17 protein-coding genes and 1 pseudogene are annotated in these 18,146 nt (G+C 44.2%); 14 read left to right on the top strand and 4 right to left on the bottom strand.

The features are described from left to right. Positions 1-95: 95 nt before the first annotated feature. From HNQ92_RS06820 to wecB, 14 genes and pseudogenes are all read left to right on the top strand, one after another. Positions 96-1,403 (top strand): MBOAT family O-acyltransferase, encoded by a 1,308-nt coding sequence (locus HNQ92_RS06820; RefSeq protein WP_343062971.1) that lies wholly within the window; start codon positions 96-98, stop codon positions 1,401-1,403. A gap of 3 nt (positions 1,404-1,406) precedes the next feature. After that, entirely contained in the window at positions 1,407-2,267 is an 861-nt protein-coding gene (locus HNQ92_RS06815) for a hypothetical protein (RefSeq protein ID WP_184172497.1), read from the top strand. A gap of 116 nt (positions 2,268-2,383) precedes the next feature. Next, positions 2,384-3,184: a glycosyltransferase family 2 protein gene (locus HNQ92_RS06810; RefSeq protein WP_184172495.1), complete on the top strand. Its 801-nt coding sequence runs from the start codon at positions 2,384-2,386 to the stop codon at positions 3,182-3,184. 91 nt (positions 3,185-3,275) lie between these two features. After that, a complete protein-coding gene (locus tag HNQ92_RS06805) occupies positions 3,276-4,229 on the top strand; it encodes an FkbM family methyltransferase (protein WP_184172493.1) in 954 nt (317 codons plus the stop codon). A 240-nt stretch (positions 4,230-4,469) separates the two neighbouring features. Next, positions 4,470-5,426, top strand: coding sequence for a glycosyltransferase family 2 protein (locus tag HNQ92_RS06800; RefSeq protein ID WP_184172491.1), 957 nt, complete (start codon positions 4,470-4,472; stop codon positions 5,424-5,426). Further along, positions 5,405-6,547 carry a glycosyltransferase gene (locus tag HNQ92_RS06795; protein WP_184172489.1) on the top strand — a complete coding sequence of 381 codons (1,143 nt, stop codon included), beginning with the start codon at positions 5,405-5,407 and terminating at the stop codon, positions 6,545-6,547. Before HNQ92_RS06800 ends, HNQ92_RS06795 begins: the two co-directional genes overlap by 22 nt. Next, positions 6,544-7,956 carry a glycosyltransferase family protein gene (locus tag HNQ92_RS06790; protein ID WP_184172487.1) on the top strand — a complete coding sequence of 471 codons (1,413 nt, stop codon included), beginning with the start codon at positions 6,544-6,546 and terminating at the stop codon, positions 7,954-7,956. The genes HNQ92_RS06795 and HNQ92_RS06790 overlap by 4 nt, the downstream gene beginning before the upstream one ends. 14 nt (positions 7,957-7,970) lie before the next feature. After that, positions 7,971-8,903 carry a glycosyltransferase gene (locus tag HNQ92_RS06785; protein ID WP_184172485.1) on the top strand — a complete coding sequence of 311 codons (933 nt, stop codon included), beginning with the start codon at positions 7,971-7,973 and terminating at the stop codon, positions 8,901-8,903. A 52-nt stretch (positions 8,904-8,955) separates the two neighbouring features. Beyond that, a complete protein-coding gene (locus HNQ92_RS06780; RefSeq protein WP_184172483.1) occupies positions 8,956-10,272 on the top strand; it encodes a phenylacetate--CoA ligase family protein in 1,317 nt (438 codons plus the stop codon). Between the two features lie 37 nt (positions 10,273-10,309). After that, positions 10,310-10,771: pseudogene (locus HNQ92_RS28905) on the top strand (acyltransferase); the annotation flags it as partial. A gap of 10 nt (positions 10,772-10,781) precedes the next feature. Continuing rightward, positions 10,782-11,834 (top strand): DUF354 domain-containing protein, encoded by a 1,053-nt coding sequence (locus HNQ92_RS06770; RefSeq protein ID WP_184172479.1) that lies wholly within the window; start codon positions 10,782-10,784, stop codon positions 11,832-11,834. A 1-nt stretch (position 11,835) separates the two neighbouring features. Further along, on the top strand, positions 11,836-12,591 hold the full coding sequence (locus HNQ92_RS06765) for a polysaccharide deacetylase family protein (RefSeq protein ID WP_184172477.1): 756 nt from the start codon (positions 11,836-11,838) through the stop codon (positions 12,589-12,591). A gap of 65 nt (positions 12,592-12,656) precedes the next feature. Beyond that, on the top strand, positions 12,657-13,043 hold the full coding sequence (locus tag HNQ92_RS06760; RefSeq protein ID WP_184172475.1) for a VanZ family protein: 387 nt from the start codon (positions 12,657-12,659) through the stop codon (positions 13,041-13,043). Positions 13,044-13,050: 7 nt separating this feature from the next. Next, on the top strand, positions 13,051-14,211 hold the full coding sequence (wecB, locus tag HNQ92_RS06755) for a non-hydrolyzing UDP-N-acetylglucosamine 2-epimerase (protein ID WP_184172473.1): 1,161 nt from the start codon (positions 13,051-13,053) through the stop codon (positions 14,209-14,211). An 8-nt stretch (positions 14,212-14,219) separates the two neighbouring features. Here the strand turns inward: wecB and HNQ92_RS06750 are convergent, their stop codons facing one another. From HNQ92_RS06750 to HNQ92_RS06735, 4 genes are all read right to left on the bottom strand, one after another. After that, positions 14,220-14,753: a hypothetical protein gene (locus HNQ92_RS06750; protein WP_184172471.1), complete on the bottom strand. Its 534-nt coding sequence runs from the start codon at positions 14,751-14,753 to the stop codon at positions 14,220-14,222. 59 nt (positions 14,754-14,812) lie between these two features. Continuing rightward, the gene (locus HNQ92_RS29260) at positions 14,813-15,598 is read right to left on the bottom strand and encodes a hypothetical protein (RefSeq protein ID WP_484573248.1); all 786 of its coding nucleotides are present in this window, start codon (positions 15,596-15,598) and stop codon (positions 14,813-14,815) included. Positions 15,599-16,643: 1,045 nt separating this feature from the next. After that, a complete protein-coding gene (locus HNQ92_RS06740) occupies positions 16,644-17,399 on the bottom strand; it encodes a TlpA family protein disulfide reductase (protein WP_184172467.1) in 756 nt (251 codons plus the stop codon). Beyond that, positions 17,332-18,063, bottom strand: a complete 732-nt coding sequence (locus tag HNQ92_RS06735; RefSeq protein WP_184172465.1) for a hypothetical protein — start codon at positions 18,061-18,063, stop codon at positions 17,332-17,334. Before HNQ92_RS06735 ends, HNQ92_RS06740 begins: the two co-directional genes overlap by 68 nt. Positions 18,064-18,146: the final 83 nt, after the last annotated feature.

Here is an 18,146-nt window from a genome sequence, read left to right as displayed (position 1 = left end):
TTTTTACCAGTTACATCTTTATTGCATTCCTGGCAATTACGTTTGTAATTTATTATCTGGCACCATCTTGTGGGTACCAGAAAAGTACGTTAATAGTGGCCAGTTCAGTTTTTTATGCCTTTCACGATATCACCCTACTGGCGTTGCTGGCTTTTTCCATCTCCATCAATGCCACTACAAGCTTTAGGGTCAACTACCAGGCAACAGAATATAGACGCCTGTACGCAACGCTAGGTGTAATCGCTAATCTCGTTATTCTTCTATTTTTTAAATATAGCCCGCTCTTTGCTCGGTCATTTTTTGAATTTGATCAACCAATTGTAGATTATTTAATTTCAATTCCGCTTCCTTTAGGTATTTCTTTTTATACTTTTCAGGGCATCAGCCTTATGATAGATGTCTTCAAGGATCCGCAACGCCTTGAAAGTCCAATCGTGGCCCCCACTTTCAGAGAACACCTGACTCGTACCTATCTATATATTGCCTTTTTTCCTCAACTTATTGCCGGGCCTATTGTAAAAGCACAGGAATTCATGCCACAAATCCGCACTAAGTTATTTTCTAAGATTGACTGGGAATTTTGTTTTCGCAATCTAGTTATTGGCTACTTCTTGAAGATGGTTGTGGCCGACAACCTCAAAGAATTTACCTTTTGGATTGAATACCCTTATTTCCTGTCTTACAAACCCCTTGATTTGTTTTTTTTACTGGTAGGGTACTCCTGCCAGATTTTTGCTGATTTTGCGGGCTACTCTTCCATTGCTATAGGGCTTGCAGGACTATTTGGATATAAACTGCATATTAATTTCAACTTCCCATATGCAGCTTCCTCTTTCAAAGACTTTTGGAAACGATGGCATATTTCCCTGTCTTCTTTTCTAATGGAATATTTGTATTTCCCATTGGGTGGTAGCCATAAAGGAAGGGTCCGCACTTATTTAAACCTGTTTATTGTCATGGCACTGGGCGGCCTTTGGCACGGGGCGGCATGGAGTTATTTAGTATGGGGCTTTATGCATGGTATTTTTCTTAGTACCGAACGGTTCTTCTTCCAAACATTGCGTATAGACCATGGCCGTTATAGCAGTTTGGCCTATTCAGGCTTCGTTTTTCTGGTGGTTACGTTTGCGTGGTTGCTCTTTCGATTGCCCTTCGCCCACGTTTTGCTATACTTACAAACCATGTTTTCAAAAACCTCCCTTGCTTTTGATTCCCATTTGTTCCTGCATATTCTCGCTTACTCAAGTCCCATTCTTATCTATCATGTGTATGGGACATGGGGGAAGGGGAGAAGAAGCCAGGTTTATTGGAGAAAATTTGAATACGGTCTATTTGCTTTACTACTGTTCCTAATATTTTTTAACAGCGGAACAGCAGGTACCTTTATCTATTTTCAGTTTTAAAGTATGATTAAAAAAGTAATCATACTATTTCTACTACTTTTTGGTTTATACGAACTTCTGCTGCACTTAAATCCCAAATGGAGCATATCACAAAACCAAAATCAAGATAATTTTGTAAAGGCTGAACGTTACCTTTTTGAGGAGCATCAGGCACAATCCATTACGATTGTTGGAACGTCACTCTCCGCCCGCCTCGTCATGGATAGCCTGCCTAGTTGTTATAACCTGTCTTTTGGGGGGATGGGCTTACAGGATGGATTGCAGATAATTAACCACAGTTTGCACCGGCCCAAAGTACTTTTACTCGAAACCAATTTTTATTTCAAGAATGGCTCAACCGACTTTCTGGAGTCGGTTCTTAACCCAGTTAATCTTTTGCTAAAAAAGTATATTCAAGCCTTTCGCTCTGAAAAGCAACCAATTGCATTGCTAACCGATAAAATAAAAAGAGTGATTAAGGGGTATAAAGTGAATACTTCAAATTTTACTGAACGTACTCTAGTTAATCATGCGCCGTTTCAGGAAAGAGTGTTTCAAGATTTTATTAAAGAGTATTCGTTTCCACCTGATACAGCAATTATTGAAACACACTTATTACAATTAAAACAAGAGCTTACTTTACTTCAAAAAGAGGGAACGAGGATCATTTTCTTTGAAATGCCCGTGAACCCTACTCTTCAACAAAGTGTAAGATGCCGTTTTGTATCAAAAAAAATAAAGGAATACTTCTCACCCACTCACTACGTCTATCTGCCGAAAAAGGACTGGCAGTTCGAAACGACCGATGGAATTCACCTAAAAGCTGATGAGGCTGCCGCTTTTACAAGTTTTTTAAAGGATTACCTAGCCAAACATAATTTATGAATGTGCATAGTTATAAGTATACTAGATGTGACTTCTAGATCTGGCTACGTATAAAAACTTTTCAATGTTAAAGTATGCTTGAGGGTGGAATAAGCATACTTTTCGTGTTGTATACTATGAGACTATCAATCATCACAATTAATTTGAATAATTCCGCTGGGCTCAGGAAGACCATTGAAAGTGTGATTAATCAAACCTCCACTGAATTCGAATACCTTATTATTGATGGAGACTCCACCGATGGGAGTATAGGGGTGATCAAAGAATATGCCTCCAAAATCGCCTATTGGGTAAGCGAACCCGACGGAGGCATTTATCAGGCCATGAACAAGGGAATACAAATGGCCAAGGGTGAATACTGTCAGTTTCTGAATTCGGGTGATTGGCTGATATCAAAGGATACTACAAGCCAGATGCTGAATGTAATTGAAAATGAACCAATTATTGTGGGGCATATGGTCAAAGAACTGACCAACGGAAAATTGTACTTCGATAGGCGACCATCTTCCCAAAAAGTTACGATGCTTACTTTTTTTAGGGGTACCATCAACCACTCTCCCGCCTATATCCGACGGTCGCTATTTGATACCTATGGCCTCTATGATGAAACCCTTCGGATTGTTTCCGACTGGAAATGGTATTTGATCGTAGTTGGTCTTAACAACGTTCCAGTTATATTTTGTAACATAGATGTTACACGCTTTGACATGACCGGTATAAGTTCTACTAGCAAAGTGGTGGAACAGCAGGAACGGAAAAAGGTGTTATCTGAGTTACTGCCTCCCACGATTCTGGCTGACTATCAAGCGCATTGGAAAAATATTGATCAGGCTAGGCGGATCAATCGCTATAAAATCCCTAGGTTCTTTTTTAAGTGGGTAGATAAGTTGCTGAATAAGTGGGAAAAGTATAGATGATCAGGGTGTTGTCGAAAAAATTACCCATGAACCACATTAAACGGCTGTTGTGAACAAGCTCGCTTTTTTGGACCTACTAATACCCTTACATATGAGAAAAAAAATAAAATTGATTGCACTAGGTGCCGGAAATAACCTCGGGAAACTAGTAGGTATGCTGCTCAGAAAGGATATAGGCTTGAAATTTTACAATCACTTTTTCGAACGCGCCCCTTATGCGCTGATTAAGCTCATGGTGCGCTTCATTCACCTCCCAGCACGTAATTACAATTGGGAAATTTTGTTGGCTAATGGAAAGAAAGTATGTACAAAGATAGATGGCTCAAATATTAAAACTTCTCAATTTGCTCTGTCCTACAAATGGCATTCTCCCTCATTAAACTTTATTGAAAAGTTACTAATACAGCATTCGCCACCAACATCTCCCTGGGTAGATGTTGGTGCCAATCTAGGGTTACGCTCCCTATTGGCGCTTAGTGAGGGAAGAATGGTGTATATGATTGAGCCTAATCAAGAACTCAATGCCATCAATTCCGAACGATGCGCAATGAATCACTTTTCAAATTATGAAATTATTTCGATGGGAGCTTCCGATACGAATGGGACTGCTGAATTCTATATTGACGAATCGTCTTATAATAGCTCATTAAATACAGCTATTTTACAAAATAATGTACTTGATAGAAAAGAAGTTATTTCGTTAGACTCTCTGGATTCCATTTTTTCAAGCCTTACACATCCACCCATTGCCATAAAAATAGATGTAGAAGGCCATGAAATGCAGGTGTTGAAAGGAGCAGAGCAACTTATTAAGAGGTGGTATCCACCAATAATTGTTGAGGTGAATTTGGTCAGTAATAATTTTAATGCATTTAATGGCCTCATGAAAAATTACGGGTACTCCTTGTTTCAGATTAAGTCCTATGGGCAAAATAAATATTTAAAGACCGTGCTATTTGAAGATACTAACAGGCCAGAAACGAATGATTTTTTAGCCGTGAAAAATATAGAATTAAGCAAAATTTTAAAAAGCTATTGTGTGTAATGTATTCATTGAAAGCTATGAGATTGTAATAAATATGTCTGTGAAATTGGAACAATTGACAAGTCAATCTTAGAATAGCTCACTTCAAAAAATAAAGACTAGGTTCTCAGTGGGCCTTTATTTAAGCAAGAAGATCAAATATTTGGATAAATGAAATATTAATACAAAGCGGATAGGTGCAATATATAGCTGCTAAAATTTGATAACTATGTAGCATATTGTACAATAAAAAATGACCGAATGTTTTCAATCATAATACCCCTTTATAATAAAGCAAAATATATACATAAAGCTGTACAATCGGTATTAGAGCAAGAGTATAAAGATTTCGAACTAATTGTGATTAACGATGGTTCTACGGATGATAGCCTTAAGGCCATTGAAGGATTTCAGGATAGCCGTCTAAAAATACTGCATCAAGAAAATTTGGGAGTAGCTAAGGCCAGAAATAATGGTGTCAAAGCAGCGCAGTACGCCTATATCGCTTTTCTGGATGCTGATGACTGGTGGCACCCGAGTTTTCTTAGTGAGATGACTACTTTAATTAAGGATTTTCCAGAGGCCGGAATTTATGGAAGTAAATATTATTGGGTAAAAAATGGCGTATGTAAAGAATCACTCAATCATGAAACCGATGATTTTCGAGGATATATTGACTATTTCAATGCATACACACATGCGTGGTGGATGCCTCTTACATCCATTTCAGTGGTTATCGTTAAGAGTATTTTGAGTGAACTGAATGGTTTTAATGGTCAATTAAAATTTGGCGAAGATTTTGATTTATGGATACGTATCGCTTTGGCGCATAAAGTAGCGTATCTAAATAAGCCTTTAGCCTATTATAATCAAGACGTTGCATCAGCTGGCAGAGCTTTGGGTGGGAAGCGATGGAAAAAGGAGGTGCATTTTATATTTAACTTGGACTATTTAGACGAAGCAGAGCAGCAACATCCTTCCCTTAAATACCTATTAGATGGTTTGCGGGTACGTAGTCTATTGACTTACTACTTACGTGGCGATTACCAAGCCGAAGTGCAAGCGCTGCTGGCAAAAATTGACTTTTCTCTTCAGTCTCGCTATTATCAACGTATCTATCAAATGCCTAAATTTTTAATTATTGCGTATCTTTTTGGCAAAAAGGCAGGATCATTGGTAAAGCAAACCTGTATGAAGTGGATCAAAATAAAAAAATAGTGAAGGTAGCGCATTTGATGGGGAGCCTCAATCAAGGGGGGGCGGAAGTACTTCTGTTGGATGTCTGCAATAACGTTAATGACGGTGAATTGAACTTAGTATTGATTCACCGAAAAGACGGGCAGCTGAAAAAAGCTTTTCAGCAAACAGCTATCCCCCTTTTTAAGCTATGCTCCACTTCGCCGATTGATGTGGGCTATTTTATTAAGCTACGCAAATTGATCGTGGCGAATAATATCCAGCTCATCCATACCCATCAAGCCCTGGATGCAGTGGCAAGTAGCCTCGCTACACTGGGCTTATCGGTACCCGTGGTCTTTACACTCCATGGGCATGGGCTAACCGATTCTTTATTCTCTCGAATACTTCGGTATTGGGCTATCCGATGGAGCACTAAGGTACTTTTTGTCAGCCACGCCCAACAGCTTCATTATTTACATCGGTATAAGACCATTAGGCAGGGGAAGGTACTTCCCAATGGGATAGATTTTAAAAAGAATTTTCCCCGCCCCGATTTCTTAAACTTAGGCGATAAATCAGGCATGGTATCGCATGAGCTGCTATTAGGCTCAGTAGGAAACTTCACCTCTGGCAGGGATCAGCTCACGATTTGTAAGTTTCTTTCCCTACTGAAAGCACAGGGAATACCATTCAAATTTTTGTTTGTCGGGGCTCCTTCGCAAGTAGAGCCGGAGCTGTACGAGCAATGTGTTGCCTATTGCGAAGCCCATGGTCTATCGGAGCAGGTGTTGTTTCTGGGGAGCCGTTCCAATGTTCCAGAGATACTGCCGCAGCTGGATGCGTTTATTTATTCGTCCGTACACGACACCTTTGGAATTGCCCTGATTGAAGCTATTGCATCGGGTATTCCCGTCTTCGTAAACGATTGGGGAGTGATGCGGGAGGTGACAAACGAGGGAGCCTGGGCGACTTTGTATGTTTCCAAGGATACCGCCGATCTGCTGGCTAAATTTCTTGACTTTTATGCCCACCAAGACATCTACCGCGAACGGTCCAAGCGGCATGCTCGACAGGTTCGGGACCGGTACAATATAGAAAAATACCTAACGAAACTTAGGCATATTTACGGGCAACTTCTCACGAATACCCAACTTAAATGACTACATTTTTTCCAAAATACTTTACAAAAAAAGCCATTCAGCTATATGTGATGTTGTTGGTTGTTTGCTCCCTTGCGTTGTTTAACCGTATGCTGCCTCTGCATTGGGTAGCCTTTGGTCTGCTCGAGGTCATAGGTTTTTTTTACTTTGCCAACCTACTTTCCAAGCATTGGGCAACGCTGCTTAGCCCCGTTTTTACTCAAAAACTAGTCCGGATGGCCCTTCTCCTTCGTGGGAGCTACGTGCTGTTCAGCTATATGTTCTACACCCAGATGACAGGTGAACCATTTGAATTTGAAGCGGCTGATGCTAAGGGGTATCATGAAGAGGCTATTTGGTTGTTAAGTCTTCTGAAGGCCGATCAATTACCAGTATACCTGGCCTATAGCAAGGGCAACTATTCGGACATGGGATATGTGGCGTACCTGACGGTGCTCTATTCCGTATTTGGCGATGGGATACTCTTGGTACGGCTAATCAAAGCGGTACTAAGCGCCTATACTTGCTTATTGATCTATAGACTGGCAAGCCGCAATTTTGGAGAATCTACTGGGAAAATTGCGGGGATTCTGGCACTTCTTTCCCCCAATCTGATCTACTACTGCGGTTTGCACCTCAAAGAAACCGAAATGGTGTTTCTAACGATCTTCTTTCTGGAGCGGGCCGATTTGTTGATTCGGTCCCGCCAAATTCCTATACCCTTATTAGCCGCAGTACTTTTGCTGAGCTTATCGCTCTTCTTTTTTCGCACGGTCCTTGGTGCTGTGGCAATGGCGTCCTTGCTGCTCGGGCTTCTGCTATACAGCGGTCGTGGAAAAATAGGGCTGGGAAAGAAAGTAGGTTTTGGGGTGGTGATGGTGGGGTTAGGACTGTTGTTGCAGGGAGGTCGTATCAACGCTGAAATTGACCGGTACTGGGGCGATCGCGATACCAATCAACAACTATCGATGCAGGCAAGGGCCAATAGCAAAAGCGGGAACAGTCTGGCGACCTATGGTAATGCGGCGGTTTTTGGTCCGCTCATTCTGCTGGCACCTTTTCCTACGCTGGTCAACATTGATACCCAGCAGAATCAAATGCTACTCAACGGTGGCTATTACACCCGTAATATCTTTGCTTTTTTTGTCCTGCTTTCTTTGGTCATTTTTTGGAAACGTGACATCATCCGGGAACACCTCCTGTTACTATCCTTTTTATTTGGGTATTTGGCCGTTTTAGCTACGAGCAAGTTCGCCTTGGCTGAGCGTTTTCACTTACCCATTTTACCCGTGCTACTGATCTTCGCCGCATTCGGTATTACTCAGCTCGATAAAAAAAACGTCCAGTATTTTACTCCTTATCTCGTGCTAATATCAGTCCTGATTTTGGCCTGGAATTTCTTCAAAGTGGCAGGTAGGGGAGGGCTATAATCATTTACACTGGCATGAAAGTACTATTTGTCAGCAGTGGCAATAAAAAAGGGGGAATCTCTCCCATTGTCTATAACCAGGGAGAATCCATTAAAAAACAGGGGATTGAGTTAGACTATTTTACCGTAGAGGGAAAAGGGTGGAAGGGATATGTAGAACACCTTATTCCTTTAGCAAAAAAAGTCCGACAGAACAAGTATGATTTAGTTCATGCCCACTATTCGCTCTGTGGCATATTAGCTACAATGGCAGTACCCAAGGCTATTCCCATTATTGTTTCCCTGATGGGAACATTTCAGAAAAATACCTGGAAATACCATGTGATCCGTTTCTTAGGCCGAACCCGCTGGAAGGAGGTCATTGTAAAATCGGCCCTCATGAAAAAACAGATTGGAATAGACCGAGCGCACATACTCCCAAACGGTGTAGACCTGACTAAGTTTCATTCACTTCAAACAAAAGAAGAACTTAGAGCAGAGCTAGGCCTCCCGGAAAAGAAAAAAATAGTCCTATTTGTATCAGATCCGGCCCGTCCGGAAAAAAACTTTGCTTTATGTAAGGCGTCGGTAGAGGGGCTAGAAAGGGAAGGCGTGGAGCTTGTAGCAGTGTACAATAAGCCCCATGAGGAAGTAACAAGATACATGTTAGCAGCGGATGTATTGATGCTAACATCGTTTACGGAAGGTTCTCCAAATGTAATCAAAGAAGCCATGGCGGCAAGTTGCCCAATTGTAAGTACAAATGTGGGGGATGTTTCTCTCTTACTGAATGGACTGGAAGGAACCTATATCCTGCACTCATTTTCATCCGGTGAAGGGACATTGGCAGTCAGGAGGGCACTTGCATTTGAAAAACGGACCGAAGGTGTTAACCAATTAAAAATGCTACATCTGGACGAGGTGGACGTTGCGCAGAGAATAATTCATCTATACCAAACCCCAATATAAATCCTGTACATTCTGCTCATCATGGTTAGGTCAATACCTTATTCTTTATTACATGATTGATATTCGTAGAGTAAAACGTTTTCTTTTATTGGAGGTTGGGCTGCCGCTGGCTGATTTTCGTTTTGGTACACAGGCTCATACAACCTATCATCAGATTCGTGAGATGAATGAATGGTCTAAGGAGCAAATTAAAGCCTGGCAGGACCAGAAAGTAAGAGAGCTGGTGGAACATTACTATACTAATACAGTTTATTATCGCAATCTTTTGGATTCGATGGGCTTAACCCCAGCAGACATACAAACCCGGGAAGATTTGGTAAAAATACCTCCGATTACCAAAGAGATCATTAAGGAGAATTACAATGGATTGATACCGGCGAATATCCAAAAAATCCCACACAAGCAAGCCACTACCGGAGGTTCCTCTGGCAAGACATTGAAATATTTGCTCGACCTTCGCTCTTGGAGCTATACCACAGCCATTAAGATTTACTCCTGGGAAACCTGTGGATATAAGTATGGTGATACGTTTGCTTCTGTTGGTAGTTCATCCCTGTTTCCACAAAAAATTTCTTTAAAATACAGGTTATACCATTTCTTTAAAAATAGCGTCAGAATTAATGCCTTGAACCTTTCTGATGAGCGTATTGCAAATGATTTGGTTTTATTGAAGAAGAAAAAGGTAAAATATTTATATGGCTACGCGGGCGGGTTATACCTCATAGCTCGCTATATGAATCAGCGGGGAATCAAGATCGAAAGTATCAAAGGATGCTTTCCAACAGCCGAGATGCTAACCGAAGAATACCGACACGAAATGGAGAGGGCATTTGGCTATGTGATGGATTGTTACGGCGCGCGCGATAGTGGAATAACGGCGTATGAGATCACTCCGGGGCGTTATCATGTAGGCTATAATTCAGTGGCCGAAGTAGTTAACTGTTACGCTGAGAATACCGGGACCTTACTCGTTACCGATCTCCTAAGTTACTCCTTTCCTTTTATCAGGTATGATTTGGGTGATGATGCTACATTGGAAGATGATGCGGTATATAATGGACAACTGATTACAAAAATATGGGGGAGATCGCCAGATATTATCCGTCTGGATAACGGTCACGTATTGACGGGGCCAGGATTCCAACTTATGTTTGGAAGGTTACATGTATCAGCCTATCGAATCTCTAAGGTGAATGGATTGAAGCTGCAGGTAGAATACCAGCCGGGCGAAGACTTTACGGAAAAGGAAAAAAAACTATTAATGGATACCCTTAAAAACCATGCCGGTCAGGATTGTGAAATAATCATCAAAAAAGTTGATGAATTTACCCCGAATAAAAATGGAAAAAGAAATTATTTTATGGCGTAGTGAGCAGCAATTGGTGGTATAAAAGCTTTAATTTTCCATGACTCAAAAAAGATCATTAAATCAGATTAGCAAAGGGATTTGGATACGGCTATTATCAATTATTATCCCATTTACCTTCCCGGCTCATTTAACCACCTTGCTTCACCGTATGCGGGGAGTAAAAATTGGCCGGGGGTCAAAAATAAACAGGACGGTCCAAATTGATGATTCAAGACCTGACCTGGTAGAGATTGGACACAATGTTTGGGTCACAGCCGGGGTGATGATATTATGCCATCAAAGAGATTTATCCTTTCATAGGATCGGAAAAGCAGTCATGGATTGTCCATTACTCTACAAGAAGGTCATTATCAAGGATGGAGCGCACATAGGTATAGGGGCCATTCTTATGCCTGGCGTTACGATTGGCGAAGGAGCCATCGTTGGAGCTGGCTCCGTAGTAACTAAAGATATACCTCCGTATAGCATAGCCGTGGGAGCTCCTGCCAGGGTTATTAAAACATTTATAAATGAACTTTCTATTTGAGCTTTCTCATCCTAAGCATTATTACCAATTCAAAGAAGTGATAAATCGGCTCAAATCACTTGGCCACACTGTGCGGGTTATTGCCCGTGACAAAGATGTACTACTGAAAATTCTCGCAGATGAAGGAGTTGACTACACCATTTATGGTCGTCACGGTAAGAGCATACTGGCGAAATTTACAGCAGTACCGAACCTCATGCTAAGTTATTCTAAAATTGTCATGCGTTTCCGACCCGATTGGATTGTCAGTAAAGCGTCTCCCTACGCGGCCCTGGTTCGCTATGTCCATAAGGCCAAAACATGCATCACTCCTGATTCCGAGGTGGTTAATTTGACGAATCGGTTTGTCGCACCTAATTCTGATAAGATTATTACTCCTCGTTCTTTTACAATTCATTTTGGCCAGAAGCATCACTTTATCAACGGATTCTTTGAAGATTGCTACCTGCACCCTTCCTTGTTTCGACCTGATGAGGAAGTTTTTAACCAGTTGACTATAAAAAAAGGCGAAGTCTACTTTATACTCCGGTTTATTGCCTGGAATGCTAACCATGATCTGAATCGGTACGGATTTTCGGATCAGGAAAAAATCAGTCTCATAGATTTACTGAGTCGCTACGGAAAAGTTTTCATTTCTTCTGAAGGGGCTTTGCCGACAAGTCTGGAAGCCTATCGCATTAAAATTCCGGCATCAGCCATGCATTCTGCCCTCCACTATGCTAGCTTGTATATTGGAGATTCCCAGACCATGGCAACGGAGGCTGCTTTACTCGGAACACCATCCGTTCGGTACAATTCATTTGTAGGCCCTAATGATATGTCGAATTTTATTGTCATGGAAAATCAATTCGGTTTGTTGAAGAATTGTGCTAGTTATAAAGAGGTTCAAGATTATGTAAGCAGCCTCCTTACACAAGCTAACCCAAAACAAGAATGGTTGGATAAGAGGGAAGTCTACTACAAAAACGTTGGTGATATAAATCAGCAGATTTTAACTCATTTACTTCATCCAGAAACGTCCGCTGAGCCTTTCTGAAATGGACTTCACCCTCACTTCCTACCAGCGCCTATTGGGTGCGCTTCAAAGTCAGTCGTACCGCTTTCAGACCTTTCAGCAGTTCCTGCCCGCACCGAATTCCCGAACGGTCGTCTTGCGACACGATGTGGATCTGCTCCCGCAAAATTCCCTTGCTTTCGCTCAAATCCAAAGGCAGGCGGGTATTCGGGGCACCTACTACTTTCGGGCCGTTCCAGAAAGCTGGAATGAGGCTATTATTCGGGAGATTGCGGATTTAGGCCACGAAATCGGCTACCACTATGAATGCCTGACGACCTGTGGAGGAGATCTTGAAGCAAGCATTCGGGATTTTGACAAAAACCTAACCGCCCTGCGAAAAATAGCTCCGGTACAGACGATATGCATGCATGGCAGCCCGATGTCAAAGTATGATTCAAAAGATCTTTGGAAAAAGTATAGCTATCAGGATTTCGGGATAATGGGCGAGCCCTACTTTGACGTCGATTTTTCAAAAGTACTGTATTTGACCGATACCGGGCGGCGGTGGAATGGCGAGAACGTGAGCGTGCGGGATAAGGTATCGTCGGGGTTTTCCTTCCAATTTCAAAATACCAACGAAATAGTACGGGCCAGTGTAGAAGGAAAACTTCCGGATCAGATCATGTTCACCTTCCACCCGCAGCGCTGGACCAACGATGTGTTTCTTTGGACGAAGGAGCTCGTGTTTCAAAATATGAAAAATATAATCAAGCGCCATTTCTTTATGAGGCGCTAATTTTTTTTGCTCTTATACCTCTTCTGCTAGTGTTACTACCTATTTCTAAAAAACGACTGGTACAAATGGCGTGGGCCTATACGGCCCTAATCTTTTTATTGGTCACCCTGCCACTCAACGGAAAAGATCAGGTGTTCGGTACCTTAAACAACAACTACGTGCTTTCCATCCGATTCGACTATTTTTTTCATGCGCTGCTATTTATTCCGTGGGTGGTATTGGGCGGCTATGCCTACGGTGTGGCGCGGAAAAGCCCCGTGAATGTCTGGACGTGGGGAGTGGGGGCGGGCCTGTTTGCGGTGGCCTGCGAGTATATTCAATGGATACTTCCCTACCGGACCTTCAACATCAACGACCTGGTGGCCAATAGTTTGGGAGTAGTAGTAGGTACGGGCTTGTACGCACTGATGGTTCGATTTGAAAAAAGAGTAGTTAAGACATTTTTCCGTTGAAATTTTAGTGAAAAAAATCCTTACCATCATTGGGGCTCGGCCCCAGATCATTAAGGCAGCAGCACTGAGCCGGGCGATCCGCGGGTCGTTTGCGGATCAGTTTCAGGAAGTGATTGTGCATACCGGCCAACACTACGACGCCAACATGTCGGAGCAGTTTTTTGCCGAGCTGGAGATTCCGGCCCCGGACTATAACCTGCGGGCGGGGTCAGGAAAACACGGCGAGCAAACGGCCCGGATGATTGCGGGTATTGAGGGAATTCTGGAAAAAGAGCAGCCCGACTACCTGATTTTGTACGGCGACACGAACTCTACGCTGGCGGGGGCAGTGGCCGCGTCCAAAATGCAGGTTCCGATTGTGCATATTGAAGCGGGGCTGCGTTCGTTTAACAAGGCAATGCCGGAAGAAATTAACCGCATCCTGAGCGATCATGTTTCAACTTACCTGTTTCCTCCCACGGTGGCGGGGATGGAAAATCTGGTTAAGGAAGGTTTTGGTATAAAAACAGAACCACCCTATAGCATGGATAAACCAGGCGTTTTCAACGTTGGGGATGTGATGTACGATAATAGCACATATTTTTCAATGATTGCCGATAGGCAGGTAAATCTGAAGGATGCGTACGGGCTTGAATCGGGAAAGTATGTATTGGCCACCCTTCACCGTAATACTAATACGGATGACCCCATTCGTCTGCAAGCGATTTTAGAGGCATTTCAGGAGATTTCGCACCGCTACGAAGTAGAGGTAGTGATCCCTTTGCACCCTCGTACCCGAAAGCAGTTGGAGGCCTTATTGGAAGTCTCTTTCAGACAGGCGCTGGAAGACAATACGAGACTAAGGTTTTTGCCACCGGTTTCCTTTTTGGAAATGATCGCCTTAGAAAAAGGAGCTACGGTGGTGATGACGGATTCGGGCGGGGTGCAGAAGGAGGCCTTTTTTTTTGGCAAGCCCTGCCTCATTTTGCGGGCCGAAACGGAATGGGTAGAAATAGTAACGAGCGGGGCGGCTTTGCTCTGTGATGCGGATAAAGAATTAATCGTTGCGTCCTTCCAAGCCATAGTAGCCCAGCCACCAACGGATTTTCCTTTACTCTACGGAAACGGAGATGCCGCTGGGCAAATACTACAGATCCTGTTGGGAGAGGGTAGGGAGTTAACCCATTAGAATATACATTAAAAGCGAGCGTATAGACCTAAATTACCGGAGGGGGTTATCCCAGCCTGAAGCGATAGCGTAGTCCTTGGGGAACGTTTTAGCTGTACATTATAGCGCTGGGCGGAGCGGGCGATGAGATCGTTGGAGAGTTCGAGCAGGCAAATGCCTCCTACGAAGAGGGCTAAACCGGCGGCTAGCTGCGGGCGGCTACGGATGGTGTAGTTGGCAGTAATGATTTCGCCATTATATCTTAGTTCGGTGGAAGCGGATTTTCCTTTAAGCGCTACATAGCCCAGTGCCAGACCCGAGACCGAAACCAGCGGTCCCCAAGGTTGCAGGGCGCGCCCCCAAAGGTAGGGTTGTCGCGCCTCCGGCTGCTCTCGGTACAGCGCACGGACCGCCTGGGGAGCCACCCGCTGCCCGGCTTGGTACACCGTTGACGAAAAGGCTCGGCGTCGGACGAGCAGCGTATCGGAAACCGATGGATTATCCTGCGCCAAAGCAGGAATGAGTAAGCCTAAAAAAAGTAGTAGTAGTAGTGGCTTCACCATGGATACGTAAGATTTTGTTTTAGTCTCTTCTTTTTTACTTCCCTTCCTCGTTTTCTGCATCAGAAGGTCCGCTTGACCAGCAGGCTCACGCCCAGGTTCTTTTCCAATAAGCCCGCGTTATCGTAAGCAAAGGTGGTCAATACCGTGTACTGCCGGATGGGAAAAACGACTTGCTGCTGGAGCGATAACTGTTTAACCGAAAGCGGATAATCGACCCGATAATTCCCAAAATTCCGGCTGTTGGAAACGCGGGTAGTAAGGCTTACTCGCTGGATTTGGCTTTGTACGCTTACCGTAAAGGCTTGCACGCGATTGTTGAATATGTAGTAGGGATTCAGCGACTGGAGAGGCTCTTCATTCAAAGGCAGCCCCGTTGAGTATCGTAAAGGCATTACAAACGGGGTGCCCATGGTCTGCCTTCGGTATACCCAGCCGTCTTCGTATACGCCGTTGTTGAAGTAGTTGTCTTGCCCCCGTAGGTAGTTTAGGCCGATCCGGGCGCTGTAAGGCCCTCCCTGATTGGAGGTTTGTAAGTATTCGACTACTATCTTCCGGATACCCTGCCTGCCTTTTTTATTTTGCCAGGAAATACCACTTAAGCCGTCGGAAATATTACTGAGGTAATAGAGCGAACCGTCTTCGTATACGGATTGGCGGTATACCAACCAATGACCCCCGGTACCCTCGTATTCTAAAGCAATATCCACCGAGCCGAGGTTGTTACCGATGCGGTTACCTTCTCCGTATACTTGCCCTCCGGTTACAAATCGTCTGTCTTCGTAGCTGACCGGCAGTCCGGCCACGATGTTAAAATAGGCTTCTAAGCTGTTAGCAAACTTGCTCACAGTAGTTTTAGTAATTGCATCATAGAAAGGCACGGTAGGCCTGCCCCCCCATTGAACCTGGTGATTTATTCCCCCGTGAAATTTGAAACGCCACTGGGGCTTTCCGAGCCGGAAATAGAGGCTTTTTTGGTGTAGGTAGTAGTTTTTTACGGAGTCACCAGAGCCAAACCACCCGTGGGCAAAATTGCCTTTGAGCGCAATTAATCCATTTTTGAAAGGGTAGGTATAGTCGGGAATACTGATTTGCAATTTTGGAAGTGGTAAAGCATTGCCGGACCAAATGAAGGAGCCCGCGCTGAGGGTGGAATCGACCAGCCCCATGATTTCTCTTCGACGGCCGGCATAAAGCTCAAATGCTCCGTACCGCACTTTTCCGTACCACTCCGGCAGTAAAAACTGATTGGTGGTGCTTAGGTTGGCCACGGCTCGCAGTCCGTAGCCGTAAGTGAGTTTCTTTTTAGAAGCAAGGGCTATACTATCGTATTCCTGCTCGATTTGTCCTCTGAGCGTAAAGTAATTTGATGCGAGTGGAACCTCCCCGTACTGATTGGAACGGAGCCAAAAAGGAGTACTTGGAGCCGTAGATAGAAACGTCCCGGCTTCCAGGCTATACGTTGCTTTTTTTAGTGGGGACTGCGCAACAGTTATTGGATGAATAAACAAACCAAAGAGGAATGGGTAGATATAGCGGTGCATAGAAAGGGTTTCGTGATGGACGTTACTGACCTCATTAGAGCCGCAAAGAATCCGGATTAAAGGTCTGAATCCTTTGCGTTTGGAAAGAAATTACAAAAGGGAAGCGAATGTCTGAAATTTAAGATTTTTTGTGAATAACAGCAATTTTTTTGGATAATATTATTATACTGAATGGTTCTCCTTTATTTCATACTCAAAGCGCTAAAACGTATCATACCATTCAATATACCTTCATAGATCACTTCTACATTCGTAATAGCATTAAAAGCAATGACCGAAGCCCCAAAAGCGTGCCCTTTTTTAGGAACTTACTTTTGAGGCTTCGGCGAAATAGATGCCTTATCGAACGCTACAAAGCCGCCAGCGGCTGCTCCCGCGCAAGTACCTTCCGGATTTCTTTCTCCACCTCCCCGCTCGAAGGCCGCACGGCATCAGAGCTGACGATCTTGCCTTGCGGGTCGATGAGGAAATAGCGCGGAATGCCCCAGACCATGTAGTCTTTGCTGATCGAAGAGGTACCTTCCACTTCCGGGTTTTGGATGATGTGAACGCCCTTCAGGTCCGGATTTTCGCGCAGGTACTTTTTCCATTCGTCTTCATTCTGGTCAATCGACACGTACAAGAACGCGACCAGGTCGTTACCTTCAAATTGTTTTTTTACCTTTTTGGCGTGGAGGAATTGCTCTACGCAAGGACCACACCAGGTGGCCCACACATCTACGTACACGACCTTGCCGCGCAGCTCGCGCAGGGAAAAGGCTTTCCCGTCGGGCGTGATACCTCGGATGTCGGGAGCGGGCTGGCCTGCTGAGAGCGCGACCCACTGCTGGTACTTGGTCTCGACCGAAGGCCGAAAGCGCGAAGCGGGGTACGTTTGCTTATATTGGGTATAAAACGAGTCGATGGCAGGCGTAATGCCATGGTAATACAAGGAATAATCCAGCACCTTCGCCTTAAAGAACTCCTGAAAAGTAGGCGACAGCTTGGTTTCCTTTATTTTTTCGTAGGCTAAAAAAGGAAAGCGGCTCCGGAGCGAATCAAGCTTTGCTGTGCTGGCCCCAGTGGGAAAGACCGAAGGGTACTTGTTGTAGCAGGGTAGAATCAAAGGGTACTTCGCTCCAAACGCTGCCGATGGCTTCGGGCACATCCGGATTATCTCCTGCGAAATAATGATTCCAAACAAACCATTGCTTTGCTTTAAGTAGGCCAAGCTCATGCCTTTGCTTGAATAAGGCACCTAGGGAGGCCGACAGCGCCGTGCTATCAAGGTAGTGACGGTTAAATTCCGCTAGTTTATTTTTAACCGAATCCAGACGCGCTATAAACGTGTCGAAGTCGATTTTGTCCTCATAAAGGCCCTCTTCCAACTGCCTGCTAAGATAATCCTCTTGTTTCAGGTAGGTATTAGCGTTGGCTGAGGTACCCTCATAACGCAGCCGGTTTCTGGTCGTGTCGTAGCGAATGGTCAACTCTTCGCCGGGAGTGAGGTATAGCGTCTCAACGTTTTTACCCAGTTGAAGGCGGGCAAACATAGCCCGAGGTACTTCAAATTCCAGCAAGGTACTTCTGGCCGAGTCCAGTGACGTTTCGGCTACCCGAAAATTTTCCATCGAAATCATATCCAGCGTATCGAGCTTTACGGGGAGCGGTAACTCCGGGGTACTTTGAATGGTGAGCTTGACGGTGCGGGTACCTGGTCCGGATTGGCAAGCGGTGATCAGCCACGGCAATAGCAGGCCCCACAGGGCGGTGCGGAGGGGCGTTCTCATGAAGGGTTGGAATAGGTTGTAGTAAAGGATTTATGGAAAGATACGCGGCGGAGGGGTACTTCGTGGCGGCGTGGGGATTGTTT

The organism is Rhabdobacter roseus (assembly GCF_014202275.1).
Lineage (GTDB): Bacteria > Bacteroidota > Bacteroidia > Cytophagales > Spirosomataceae > Rhabdobacter > Rhabdobacter roseus.
Note: the sequence above shows the minus strand (reverse complement) of the source record. Positions and strands in the feature narration are given on the sequence as shown.

Excerpts from the sequence above, each read along its gene's own strand:
- HNQ92_RS06815 (WP_184172497.1), top strand. The coding sequence starts at position 1,407 with ATGATTAAAAAAGTAATCATACTATTTCTACTACTTTTTGGTTTATAC.
- HNQ92_RS06810 (WP_184172495.1), top strand. The coding sequence starts at position 2,384 with ATGAGACTATCAATCATCACAATTAATTTGAATAATTCCGCTGGGCTC.
- HNQ92_RS06805 (WP_184172493.1), top strand. The coding sequence starts at position 3,276 with ATGAGAAAAAAAATAAAATTGATTGCACTAGGTGCCGGAAATAACCTC.
- HNQ92_RS06800 (WP_184172491.1), top strand. The coding sequence starts at position 4,470 with ATGTTTTCAATCATAATACCCCTTTATAATAAAGCAAAATATATACAT.
- HNQ92_RS06790 (WP_184172487.1), top strand. The coding sequence starts at position 6,544 with ATGACTACATTTTTTCCAAAATACTTTACAAAAAAAGCCATTCAGCTA.
- HNQ92_RS06785 (WP_184172485.1), top strand. The coding sequence starts at position 7,971 with ATGAAAGTACTATTTGTCAGCAGTGGCAATAAAAAAGGGGGAATCTCT.
- HNQ92_RS06780 (WP_184172483.1), top strand. The coding sequence starts at position 8,956 with ATGATTGATATTCGTAGAGTAAAACGTTTTCTTTTATTGGAGGTTGGG.
- HNQ92_RS06770 (WP_184172479.1), top strand. The coding sequence starts at position 10,782 with ATGAACTTTCTATTTGAGCTTTCTCATCCTAAGCATTATTACCAATTC.
- HNQ92_RS06765 (WP_184172477.1), top strand. The coding sequence starts at position 11,836 with ATGGACTTCACCCTCACTTCCTACCAGCGCCTATTGGGTGCGCTTCAA.
- HNQ92_RS06760 (WP_184172475.1), top strand. The coding sequence starts at position 12,657 with ATGGCGTGGGCCTATACGGCCCTAATCTTTTTATTGGTCACCCTGCCA.
- HNQ92_RS06750 (WP_184172471.1), bottom strand. The coding sequence starts at position 14,753 with ATGGTGAAGCCACTACTACTACTACTTTTTTTAGGCTTACTCATTCCT.
- HNQ92_RS06735 (WP_184172465.1), bottom strand. The coding sequence starts at position 18,063 with ATGAGAACGCCCCTCCGCACCGCCCTGTGGGGCCTGCTATTGCCGTGG.